Here is a 12,592-nt window from a genome sequence, read left to right on the forward strand (position 1 = left end):
TAAAATCAGGTTAGTACAGTCATTATAACAATAATCGGCTGATACGGAACGCAAAAAACGCGTAATTTGCGGTTTTTTGTAGAAATCTGTAACGATTGTGTAACGCAGCCTTGCTACAATGAGTTGTATAACATGATCTGGGAGCGTGAAATACAGCAATGAGAGTCTTTTTTTGTCTGGCCATCCGTAATCAAGAGTCCCGTAAGCCGGAACTTTGCCAGTCCGAATCCCGCAAACCGGACATGAAGCAGGAAACACGCAGCAGCCAAATGGAAATGCTGTATGTGAAATTTACCCTCCAACGCTGAGAATTGAACTGCCGGTCAGTTTTATGCAGGCAGATACAGACGTCCGGGACTTCCCGGACGTTTTATTTTTTTGCTTATGTTTCAGAAGTTAAGCTGTCTTCCTCCGCGTTGTACTCGGCAATAAATCTGGCATATACGATGGCTTCGGAAGAGTTACCTTGTTCCTCCAAATATTTAAGCTGGTGATTGGCCAAGGTGATTAAATGAATTTCCGTTTTGGTTCTTAGGGATAATCCCCAGTCTTCATTAAAGTTCTGAAACAGATCTCCGTCCACATGCAGAAAAATATCGTCGATCAGCTCTTTTTTCAGAGATTCGTCTTTTTCGGCCATTGCAGATTTGATTGTTCCCATGAGTGCCAGCAAATCACATTGAACAGGGGCTGATAAGATGAGTTGCTTATTATCTATATACACAAGATTAGTTCTGTCGTTATCAAGCAGCTGTTTTAAATGATTGAGGCATACCCGCAGCAGATTTCTGGATTTGGTGATTTCCATATTGGGCCATAAATCCTCGCATAAGCGGTCTCTGGACACCTTGGGATGAAATACTAAATAAATTAACAATTCCTTGGCTTTTCTCTTGCTCCAGCCATTAACGACAGGGCTGCCGTCTATCATTACCTCGAATTTATTCATTAAATTAACGGTTAAGTGTGACGGGAGGGGACTGAGCTCTGTATCTGCCGCGTCCTGATGCATGACCTCGAAAAAGTCGGCGTGAAGAGTGGCCAGCAGCGGATCGACAGCTCTCGATTCGGAGTTCTTCATTTGCAGAAACGATAAAATCTGCTTGTACGTCTCCTCAGGACGGTCCAGGAAAACCAGATTAGAGGCATCGAAGATGGTCATATACCGGCTATGCGGATTTACTGCTGCAATCAGGCTGGATAAGAATGGAGGGTACATCGGGTCTTTTTCGCCGGTTAAAATCAGTGTGGGTACGGTATGATGCTTAAACAGGTTGAGTATTTCCTCGTATGTATTAATGAAGAAATTTAGTAATTCAAAATAAGTATCCGTGGTTACTTTGGCGAACGAGCTTAGCAGCTGTTCAACCTCCGCACTGCTTATGGAATGAAGGGTTACATTTGAAATCACATGGTCCGCAAGCGCCTCCATCGAACGGTATGTAATTAATTCTTTCCGGTAATTTGTGTATTTGTGCGCGGTGTTAATTGAAGTGAACAAAGGAATGGAGATCAGGGTGTTGGATAAAATGCGGCCAGGGTAAAATGAAGCGAAATAAAGCGGGATAATGCTGCCGACTCCGTGTCCGACAATATGAAAGGTATCGATCTGTAAATGAGCAAGCAAGCGGTACAAATGATCGGTGAATATCCGGGCCGGATCTTCCATTGCAAGTTCTTCCGATATACTTAATCCATGGCCCCGGAAGTCGTATCTGAGGATATGGAAGTCATCGGCGAAGTAAGGAATGATTAAATCCCAGCATCTTAAATCAAAGCCCAGACCATGAATAAAAACGACTGTATTCGTGCTTTCGTGCGCCTGTTTCGCTAAATCATATTCGTAATAAATATGAACATCATCTATTGAAAGATATGGCATAAGGAGCCTCCTTTGTATACCTAATCCATTATATCTGAAAATCAGGTGAGACTATATATCAAAAATTGCAGTTTTTTGTAGAATCGTATTAGCTTATGTATAATGAAAAGTTATAAATTTGATACATATCGTGACGGTTCGCTATAGCAGATTCAAGGCGGCAAAGGTGCTTAGGGTTTATCTCCAGGCGCCTTTTTATGTGGCTATACTTGGATTGACTTTTATCCTTATGTTATAATTTTTACTTAGCAAAGTATAAATCTGCTTTCTTTATATAAGTGCTTCATTATAAGGGACGTGAAACGATGACAAAAGAGCAGCACTCACCGGACTTAAAATCCGGCCAGGGTGGCCTTAAGGATTACTCCAAGTATTTCGATTTCTCCGACGCCAAGCTTATCAGTGAAGAGGATGGCAAATCCACATACAGAATCAAGGGCCGCACCGTCCAGATTAACTCCAATCCGGATTATAAAGAGGGCAAGCGCCGGGGCAAGCAGGAAACAGCCGTTATTGACTTCGACAGTGACGAAACTGCGCATATCATGGCGGATTTCCGGGAGATGAACCGCGGGAAGCAGCACTATTACCATATCGCCACTTACGGCTGCCAGATGAATGAGCATGATACCGAGACCATGAAAGGGCTGCTGGAGCAGATGGGTTACCTGCCGGCCGATGAACGCAGTGATGCGGATATTATCCTGCTCAACACCTGCGCCATCCGCGAGAATGCCGAGGACAAGGTGTTCGGCGAGCTTGGCCATCTCAAGACCCTCAAGCTGGAGAAGCCGGGGCTGCTGCTGGGCGTATGCGGCTGCATGTCCCAGGAGGAGGGTGTTGTGAACCGGATTATGGCGAAGCACGGCTTTGTCGACATGATCTTCGGTACACACAATATCCACCGGCTGCCGTATCTGGTCAAGGAAGCACTGTTCAGCAAGGAGCTTGTGGTTGAAGTATGGTCCAAGGAAGGCGACATCATCGAGAACCTGCCGAAGAAGCGGGAGGGCATGCGCGCCTGGGTTAACATTATGTACGGCTGCGACAAATTCTGCACATACTGCATCGTACCCTATACCCGCGGCAAGGAGCGCAGCCGCCTTCCCGAGGATGTCATTGCAGAGGTGCGGGAGCTGGCGCGTCTGGGCTTCAAGGAAGTGACGCTGCTGGGCCAGAACGTCAACGCCTACGGCAAGGACTTCACCGAACTGGATTACACGTTTGGCGATCTGATGGATGATCTGCGGCTGATTGATATCCCGCGCATCCGGTTTATGACCTCGCATCCGCGTGATTTTGACGACAGACTAGTTGAAGTGCTGGCCAAAGGCGGCAATCTGACAGAGCATATCCATCTGCCGGTTCAGTCGGGCAGCACGGCCGTGCTGAAGAAGATGAGCCGCAAATACACGCGGGAATCCTATCTGGAGCTGGTCCGCAAGCTGAAGGCACAGGTGCCCGGCGTCGTGCTCACCACCGATATTATCGTCGGCTTCCCGGGGGAGACCGAGGAGCAGTTCGAGGAGACGCTGTCGCTTGTCCGCGAAGTAGGCTATGATATGGCGTATACCTTTATTTATTCTCCGCGTGAGGGGACTCCGGCTGCATCGATGGAGGACAATGTTCCTTATGAGGTGAAGAGCGAACGGCTACGGAGGCTGAACAAGCTGGTCAGCGAACAGAGCCGGATCGGCAATGACGGCATGCTGGGCGAGATCGTTGAGGTGCTGGTCGAGGGAGAAAGCAAGAATAATACCCAGATGCTCTCCGGCCGTTCCCGCGCCAACAAGCTGGTCCATTTCGCCGGCCCGAACGAGCTGATCGGCAGCTTCGTGCAGGTGCGGATTACGGATACGAAGACATGGTATATTAAAGGCGAGTATGTGGCGGAAGCCGCAGCCGTGCTTTAATTTCAGAAATAAGGGGTGACATCAGGTGAACGAGGAGAATGCGGGTATGAGCCGTCCGGAGCCGGCAGCTGAAGCCGGCCGTGACTTAATTGAACGCGAGGCGATTCTGGCCAAGGCCCATGAGCTGGCGGCGCTGATCTCGCATAGCGAGGAAGTGCAGCAATTCCAGCAGGCCGAGCATAAAATTCAACGGCATGAACGGGTGCAGGGGCTGATTGCCGATATGAAGAAGAAACAGAAGGAAATTGTGGCATTCGAAAGCTTCGGCAACAAGAGCATGGTAGCCAAGATCGAAGCTGAAATTGCCCGGCTGCAGGCTGAGATCGACGGCATTCCGCTCGTTGCCGAATTCCAGCAGAGCCAGGTCGAGATTAATGATCTGCTGCAGTTCGTAATCTCGGCCATCAAGGATACCGTCTCGGAAAAAATCAGCGTGGAGACCGGAACCGAAAGCCCGCCGCCGTCCTGCGGCGATTAACCGTAGCGGGGCCAGGAGACAGGCATTGAAAAAGCAGCGGCAAAGGATGGTCGATTGTGAGCGATAATGAGAAGCAGCAGTACAACGCCAAAAAGTACCGGACACCGGATGGGGTGCCGGCTGATATTGTAATGTTTACGTTAACCAAGCGCGAGCGGAAGACGGTCACCAAGACACTTCCGCTGCGTGAGCTCAAGGTTATGCTCATCCGGCGGAAGAAATGGCCTTGCGCGGGCATGTGGGCGCTGCCGGGAGGCTTTTGCCAGGAAGATGAATCCATCTATGATGCGGCAAAGCGCGAGCTGAAGGAGGAGACCGGCGTAGACGGCGGCCATCTGGAATATTTGGGCGTATACAGTACGCCCGGACGCGATCCACGCGGCTGGATCATCAGCCATGCCTTCTTCGCTCTGGTGGAGGAATGGATGCTGGAGCAGCGGCAGGCTTCCGACGACGCCGGGGAGGTTGGCCTGTTCACTCTGCAGGAAGCTCTTGAGGAGCTGGAGCTGGCTTTTGACCACCGTGAGATTATTACGGATGCTTACCTGCGGATTCAGCAGCAGATGCTGCAGACGACGATTGCCCGGCAGTTCCTGCCCCGCCATTTCACATTAAGCGAGCTGTATCAGGTGATTCAGACGGTGGTGCCGGAGTTCAAGGAACCGAATTTTATCCGCAAAATTACTTCTACCCGTTCCCGGCAGGGCATTCTCAAGGAGGTACGGGACGAGGAGGGCAATCCGCTCAGCTCCAACCAGTATTCCCAGCGGCCCGCCCAGCTCTATATGTTCACTGATCATGAGCCGTTGTTATCCATTTATACCTAATATCAGCCGTACAGCGACAGGCCTATTACAAGGAGGTTTTAGCTATGAAAGCACTGATCGTGATAGATTTCACTAATGATTTTGTCGATGGCAGCCTGCCGGTCGGACAGCCGGCCGTGGATATCGCTCCGCGGATATGCGAACTGACCGAACAGTTTGTTGCTAGCGGTGAATATGTGGTGATGGCGGTCGATTTGCACGAGGAAGGCGATCCCTATCATCCGGAGAGCAGGCTGTTTCCGCCGCATAATTTGCGCGACAGCAAGGGCCGTGAGCTGTACGGACAGCTTAAGGATGTGTATGAAGCGCACCGCGGTTCGATCTATTGGATGGATAAGACACGGTACAGTGCCTTCAGCGGCACGGATCTGGAGCTTAAGCTGCGTGCACGCGGCATTACCGAGCTGCATCTGGTCGGAGTCTGTACAGATATTTGTGTGCTGCACACAGCGGTGGATGCATATAACAAAGGCTTTGATCTCATCATACACGAAGACGCCGTTGCCAGCTTTAATCCGCAGGGACATGAATGGGCGCTCGGGCATTTCCGCGGCAGCCTTGGTGCAGCGGTTGTAAAGGCGGAATAAACATGAAGCGGCGGCCTTCGATCAGACAGGAGTTGAGCTTGTGAGGAAGGAATTTGCTCTACATACCGACAAATATCAGATCAACATGATGTATGCCCATTGGGTGAACGGCAGCCATAAGCGTAAGGCTGTGTTCGAGGCTTACTTCCGCAAGCTGCCGTTCGGTAACGGCTTTGCCGTATTTGCCGGACTGGAGCGAATCGTTCAATATATCGTCGGACTGCGTTTCTCCGAAGAGGATGTCCGCTATTTGTCGGAGCAGGAGGAGGACTATGCCCCGGCATTTCTGGAGGAGCTGCTGCAATTCCACTTCCAGGGCACGATCCACTCGATGAAAGAGGGGGCGCTGGTGTTCCCGGATGAGCCTCTGATCCGCGTAGAAGGAACGATTATGGAAGCACAGTTGGTGGAGACGGCGATTCTGAACTTTATGAATTACCAGACGCTGATTGCCACCAAAGCCTCCCGCATCAAGCAGGTAGCTCCGGACGACATTCTGCTGGAGTTCGGTACCCGGCGCGCACAGGAAGCTGACGCTGCAGTCTGGGGCGCACGTGCGGCCTATGTCGGCGGCTTCCATGCGACCTCCAACATGCTGGCCGGCAAAATGTTCGGCATCCCTACAAAGGGCACACACGCCCATTCCTGGGTGCAGAGCTTCGGCAGCGAGCAGGAGGCCTTTGACACCTATGCGCGGGTGCTGCCGGATAATGTGACACTGTTAGTGGATACCTTTGATACGCTGCGCAGCGGGGTGCCGCATGCGATCCATACCGCCAAGCAGCTGGAAGCGCAAGGAAAACGGATGAACGCAATCCGGCTCGACAGCGGTGACCTTGCCTATCTGTCCCGCCAGGCGCGCAAAATGCTGGATGACGCCGGTCTCGGTTACGTGAAGATTGTCGCCTCCAACGATCTGGATGAGAATACGATCATGAACCTGAAGGCCCAGGGAGCTGCCATTGATACATGGGGTGTCGGCACACAGCTGATTACCGCATCGGATCAGCCTTCGCTCGGCGGCGTGTATAAGCTGGTCGAGATTGAATCTCCGGAAGGCGTGATGATTCCGACGATCAAGATCTCCTCCAACCCCGAGAAGGTATCGACTCCCGGCAAGAAGGAAGTGTACAGGATCATCGGCACCCACGGCAAGGCGCTGGCCGACTATATCAGTTACCCGGAAGAAACAGCTCCGCGCAGCGGTGCACGGCTGAAGCTGTTTAATCCGCTGCATCCCTATCTCAAAAAGCATGTGGACCGTTATGAGGCGCTCCCGATGCTGGAGCCGATCTTCGTGAACGGCTTCCAGGTCTACAAGCTGCCCGAGCTGGAGGAAATCCGCCGCTATCATGAGCAGCAGCTGGATTTGTTCTGGCCGGAGTATCTGCGTATCCTTAATCCTGAGGTTTACCGGGTGAACCTGAGCGAGCAGGTCTGGGACCGCAAGCAGAAGCTCATCGCCGAGCATATGCAGCAGGACATGGAATAGCATATCAGATTCATGTGCGGCAGGAGCCGCCCGTCCAGGGGATTGAACCTTTGGATGGGCGGTTTTTTTGTGTGGCAGCTGCGGGTGCCCCGGGAAACGCATACATTTATATTCGGTAAGGCTTGCGGGAGAAGCGCTCATTGTTGAGAGCTCCCGGGATATACGTTATTGACAATGAATAATTGGAATAATATATTATTTATGCTTTAAAATACTATTTTGAAGTAGAGAGGTGGTGTTCGTCAGGTTCAGAACGGATGCAAAACCCATTATGTCGAAGGAGTGAAGATGGATGAGAAAGCCCGGAAAGCATAAATGGAACGCGATAAGCATCATTACCTTCTGTCTGGCGTTGTTCCTCCTGCCTGCCGGTTCCGCTTTTGCCGCTGTGAACAAACCGTTTCCGCAGCACACTGCCTACACCGCAGGCACGATCAAACCTAATCATGTCACACAGACCGTCATGGATAACGCCGTCAAGACCAAATGGGACGCCTGGAAAGCGGCCTATCTGAAGCCGGCCGGAACCGGCAAGTATTATGTCAAATATAATGCGGCTGGCGAGACCGTATCGGAAGCGCATGGCTACGGAATGCTGTTTACGGTACTTATGGCGGGGTATGACACGAATGCCCAAACTTACTTCAACGGACTCTATAACTATTACACAGCCCATCCCAGCTCGATCAATTCTTATCTGATGGCCTGGAAGCAGAACAGCAGCTTTCAAAATATAGAGGGTGATGATTCAGCTGCGGACGGGGATATGGATATCGCCTACGCGCTGCTGCTTGCCCACAAGCAGTGGGGCAGTACGGGAACCGTCAACTATCTGCAGGCTGCCACGAACATCATTAATGCCATTATGAATAATGATATTAACCAGTCCCAGTGGACAATCCGTCTCGGCGACTGGGCTTCCAGCGGAACTTATAATACAGCAACACGGACCTCGGACTTCATGCTCAATCATTTAAAAGGGTTCAAAGCCGCTACGGGAGACGCACGCTGGCAGAGCGTCATCGACAAGACGTACAGCATTATTGGAAGCCTTTATACAGGCTACAGCTCCACAACCGGATTGCTTCCTGACTTCTCGGTATATTCGGGCGGCGTATACAAGCCTGCTGCGGCCAATTTCCTCGAAGATGCCAACGACGGGCACTACAATTATAATGCCTGCCGAACGCCCTGGCGGATTACAACCGATTATCTGCTTACCGGAGATAACCGGGCGCTGGCACAGCTGACGCAGCTGAACAGCTGGATCAAGACCAAGACGGGCAGTAATCCGGCGAATATTGTGGACGGCTACAAGCTGGGCGGAACGACGTTCGGCAGCTATAACAGCGGAGCCTTCTATGCTCCCTTCGGCGTCAGTGCCATGATCTCCTCGTCGAACCAGAGCTGGCTGAATGCCCTGTGGACCCATACGGCCGGAAGCGGTGCCGAAGACTATTATGAAGACAGCATCAAGCTGTTCTCCATGATTGTTATGTCCGGGAACTGGTGGGCCTATTAAGATTTGATATGGCTATGAAGAGACTGCTGCAATAATCCTGCCGGCCATGAGGCCGGTTTTTTTTGTGGGTACCATTGCAGGAGCTTACAGCTCTTCTCTGCATATCTTGTGATTTTTATCATGAGCAAATGTGACAAATTTAACATCTTAATTTTTAATTTTATTGCTAAATTAAGGGTGACCTTGTATCGACATTTTCATTGGGATATTGCCGGATTACACATAATGTTCATATTTCGCGACGTTGATGGCAGCATTTCTCCTTTTGAGGTAACGCCACACTGTCGCATATAAATAAAACAATTAAAATCCATAAATAATCGTGATTCCCAATGAGTGGATAATGCAAGATTTGTCACTTCACGGCAGGTTAAATCAGAGTACAATCGTTGAAAAAGTCAAAAGGATTGTTATTCTACTTGACACTAAGAAAGGGGTTATGTCGGTGGTACAATTACCTAAAGTTAATGCTCTCGGCTTCTTCGAGATCCGCCTGGAATCCATTGGCGGGCTGGGAGCGAACCTGGCCGGCAAGATGCTCGCGGAAGCAGGAGTGGTCGGAGCGGGACTGAACGGCGTCAGCTTCTCCTCCTATGGTTCGGAGAAGAAAGGCTCGCCGGTCAAAGCGCATATCCGGTTCTGTGATATGAACACGCATATCCGCGATACGTCTCCGGTTGAACGCCCGCATGTCGTCGGAGTATTTCATGAAGCGCTGGCCAAGACCGTCAACGTCACCAGCGGGATTAATGAAGAAAGCACCGTTCTCGTGAATTCGGCCAAGACGCCGGAGGAATTGAAGGAGCTGCTTAAGCTGAAAGCTGGCACGCTCGCGGTGATTGATGCGACAAGCATTGCGCTGAAAGAGAAGAACCGGGTCAATATGGCGATGCTCGGGGCACTGTTCCGGCTCTGCCCATTCCTGGACACCGAGACGATGAAGGGCGTTATCGAGAAGTCGCTCGGCAAGAAGTACCCGCAGGCCGTCCAATCGGCGATTACGACGTTTGAGCGCGGCTATAACGAAGTGAAGTTTATGCACTTCGAGCTGCCGGCAGGCGAAAGCATGCCGGAATATGTGCGTTCCGATGTGTCGCCTCTCGGCTATGAGACCCAGCCTATGGGCGGCTCGATCATTAATCCGGGCAGCACCTTCCTGAAGAACCTGAGCATCTCCCGCTCGGGGATGATTCCGGCTTATGAGCAGGAATCCTGCATTAATTGCGCACAGTGCGACACTGTCTGTCCTGACCAGTGCTTTGTCTGGGAGGAGCGGCTGGACCGCAAGGGCCGTTCGCAGATGTTCCTGCTGGGCATCGACTACCAATACTGCAAAGGCTGCCTGAAATGCGTAGGCGCCTGCCCGACCTCGGCGCTCTCCAGTATGCGCGAGAAGGAAGGCTATGCAGATGCCCATACGGTCCGCCACACGTTCGATCTTGTGGATCTTGTGGCCCAGTCCTAAACTCCCGGAGAAAGGTGGAATGAGCAGTGGCTATCGATTATGAAAAAGAAATAGGCTCCGCCCAGGTGGAGCAGAAATTCCTCTATGAGTCCGGCAACGAAATGGCTGCCTATGCGGCTCATCAGATTAATTATCATGTAATGGGTTATTTCCCAATCTCGCCTTCGACAGAGGTCGCCCAGTTTCTAGATACGATGAAGGCCAACGGACAGCATGATATTATGCTGATTCCTTCGGACGGCGAGCACAGCTCCGCCGGGATCTGCTACGGCGCTGCAACCGCAGGCGGCCGTGTATTCAACGCAACCAGCGCGCAGGGCTATATGTTCATGCTGGAACAGCTGCCGGTGCAGGCCGGCACCCGGATGCCGATGGTCATGAACCTGATTTGCCGCTCGATTTCCGGGCCGCTGAACATTCACGGCGACCATTCGGATCTGTATTTCGCCCTGAACACCGGCTGGCCGATTCTGATGTGCCGTGATCCACAGTCCGTCTACGACATGAACCTGATGGCACTGAAGCTGGCCGAGCACGCCAAGGTCCGCCTGCCGGTCATGGTCGCTTCCGACGGGTACTTCACCTCCCACCAGAAGCGCCGCGTACAAGCCTTCGCGCACCGTGCCGATGTGCACAAGTTCGTAGGGGAACAGCCGCCAGCCGGCTTCACCGATACACTGGACCGCAACAACCCGGTTACCGTGGGTCCGTACATGAACGAGCCGGATTACATCAACAACCGCTATCAGCAGTCGGTGGCAATGTACAATGCCGGCGAGGTGTTTGAAGAGATTGCCGCAGAATTCGCGCAGTTGACCGGACGCCATTATCCGACGCTGGAGCAGTATCGGATGGAGGATGCCGATGTCGCCGTCTTCCTGATGAATTCCGCCTCGGAGATCATCAAGGATGTCGTGGACCAGCTTCGCCTGCAAGGCGTCAAGGCTGGAGCCCTCTCACCGAATATGATCCGTCCGTTCCCGCAGAAGCAGATTGCCGAAGCGCTGAAGAACGTCAAAGCAATCACGGTCGGTGACCGTGCGGATTCCGTCGGCGGACACGGCGGCAACATGGTGAACGAGATTAAAGCAGCATTGTTCACCTATGGCAACACAACGACTAAGGTTATCAGTCGGATCTATGGTCTGGGCGGCAAGGATTTCTACGCCGAAGACGGCCACGCCTTCTTCCAGCTGGCGATGGACGCTGTGGTGGCGGATAAAGTAGAGGTTCCGTTCGATTACTACGGCCACAATCCAGGCGTGCCGGCCGAGGCGCCGAAGCGGCTGCTGAAGCCGATGGACTTCGACTCGCTGAAGACCGGATTAATCACGGTGAACCGCAATGAAGAGACCGGCAAGCTGAGCGTCAAGGTGCCGCCGGTGCGCAGCCTGATGAAGAAGCCAAGACGGCTCTCGCCGGGTCACGGCGCATGTCCGGGCTGCGGTATTTTCTCCGGGCTTGAGCTGTTCTTCAGAGGGATTGAAGGCGATATTGTCGCACTGTACCATACCGGCTGTGCGATGGTTACGACGACCGGCTATCCGTATTCGGCGCATAAATCGACCTTCATCCACAACCTGTTCCAGAACGGGGCAGCAACGCTCTCCGGCGTGGTTGAGATGTTCTGGGAACGCAAACGCCGCGGCGAGCTTGACGGACTGGGCCTGAAGGAGGATTTCACCTTCGTAATGGTCACCGGCGACGGCGGGATGGACATCGGCATGGGGCCGGCCATCGGCGCGGCGCTGCGCGGCCATAAGATGATTATCGTGGAATACGATAATGAAGGTTATATGAATACCGGTGCGCAGCAGTCCTATTCGACGCCGCTGGGACACCGGACTTCCACATCAAGCATCGGTAAAGCCCAGCAGGGTAAAGTGACCCAGCATAAGGACACCGCGCAGATCATGGCTGCGGCCAATGTTCCTTATGTCTTCACAGGCTGCGAAGCGTATCCGCAGGACCTGCTGAAGAAGGCCGCCAAGGCGCAGTGGTACGCCCAGAACGAGGGTCTGGTCTACGGCAAGATTCTGATCGCCTGCCCGCTGAACTGGATGACCGAGGACAAGGACGGCACTGAGCTGGTATCGAAGGCGGTTGAGTCCTGCTTCTTCCCGCTGTATGAAGTGGAACAGGGGATTACGACCATCACCTATGATCCGGAAGCTAAGGACAAGCGCATCGACGCTTCTGAATGGCTGAAGGGCATGGGCAAGACCCGCCACCTGCTGAAGCCGGAGAACGAAGAAGCCCTGACCAATTTCAAGAATGAGGTACAGCGCCGCTGGACCCGTCTGAAGGCCAAGCACGAGCATCCCGATTTGTAAGCATACGGCATTTATCATATGTGTTAATGCTGACCCGGCAGAATTTCTGCCGGGTTATTTGACGTACCCGGGCGGTATTCTATTAGCGGGGGA

The 12,592-nt window shown here is 52.4% G+C and carries 9 protein-coding genes; 8 read left to right on the forward strand and 1 reads right to left on the reverse strand.

Annotated elements, in window-relative coordinates:
• Positions 1–382 precede the first annotated feature (382 nt).
• Positions 383–1,882, reverse strand: coding sequence for an alpha/beta hydrolase (locus F1379_RS07140; protein ID WP_150267892.1), 1,500 nt, complete (start codon positions 1,880–1,882; stop codon positions 383–385).
• A 305-nt stretch (positions 1,883–2,187) separates the two neighbouring features.
• On the opposite strand from F1379_RS07140, the gene miaB reads away from it, so the two are divergent.
• The 8 genes from miaB to F1379_RS07180 all read left to right on the forward strand — a co-directional run bounded on the left by miaB (position 2,188) and on the right by F1379_RS07180 (position 12,499).
• Complete coding sequence (gene miaB, locus F1379_RS07145; RefSeq protein ID WP_150267894.1) at positions 2,188–3,795, forward strand: tRNA (N6-isopentenyl adenosine(37)-C2)-methylthiotransferase MiaB; 1,608 nt, start codon at positions 2,188–2,190, stop codon at positions 3,793–3,795.
• A gap of 46 nt (positions 3,796–3,841) precedes the next feature.
• Positions 3,842–4,273, forward strand: a complete 432-nt coding sequence (locus F1379_RS07150) for a YlbF/YmcA family competence regulator (RefSeq protein ID WP_150268136.1) — start codon at positions 3,842–3,844, stop codon at positions 4,271–4,273.
• Positions 4,274–4,329: 56 nt separating this feature from the next.
• Positions 4,330–5,100: an NUDIX domain-containing protein gene (locus F1379_RS07155; RefSeq protein WP_150267896.1), complete on the forward strand. Its 771-nt coding sequence runs from the start codon at positions 4,330–4,332 to the stop codon at positions 5,098–5,100.
• A gap of 44 nt (positions 5,101–5,144) precedes the next feature.
• Positions 5,145–5,687 carry a cysteine hydrolase family protein gene (locus F1379_RS07160; RefSeq protein ID WP_150267898.1) on the forward strand — a complete coding sequence of 181 codons (543 nt, stop codon included), beginning with the start codon at positions 5,145–5,147 and terminating at the stop codon, positions 5,685–5,687.
• Positions 5,688–5,727: 40 nt separating this feature from the next.
• A complete protein-coding gene (locus F1379_RS07165) occupies positions 5,728–7,179 on the forward strand; it encodes a nicotinate phosphoribosyltransferase (protein ID WP_150267900.1) in 1,452 nt (483 codons plus the stop codon).
• Between the two features lie 292 nt (positions 7,180–7,471).
• Positions 7,472–8,701, forward strand: a complete 1,230-nt coding sequence (locus F1379_RS07170) for a family 8 glycosyl hydrolase (RefSeq protein WP_150267903.1) — start codon at positions 7,472–7,474, stop codon at positions 8,699–8,701.
• 445 nt (positions 8,702–9,146) lie between these two features.
• Complete coding sequence (locus F1379_RS07175) at positions 9,147–10,166, forward strand: 2-oxoacid:acceptor oxidoreductase family protein (protein ID WP_150267905.1); 1,020 nt, start codon at positions 9,147–9,149, stop codon at positions 10,164–10,166.
• Between the two features lie 26 nt (positions 10,167–10,192).
• On the forward strand, positions 10,193–12,499 hold the full coding sequence (locus tag F1379_RS07180) for a thiamine pyrophosphate-dependent enzyme (RefSeq protein WP_150267907.1): 2,307 nt from the start codon (positions 10,193–10,195) through the stop codon (positions 12,497–12,499).
• Positions 12,500–12,592: the final 93 nt, after the last annotated feature.

This window comes from Paenibacillus tepidiphilus, from assembly GCF_008635795.1.
In the GTDB taxonomy this organism is placed as follows: Bacteria; Bacillota; Bacilli; order Paenibacillales; family Paenibacillaceae; genus Paenibacillus_AQ; species Paenibacillus_AQ tepidiphilus.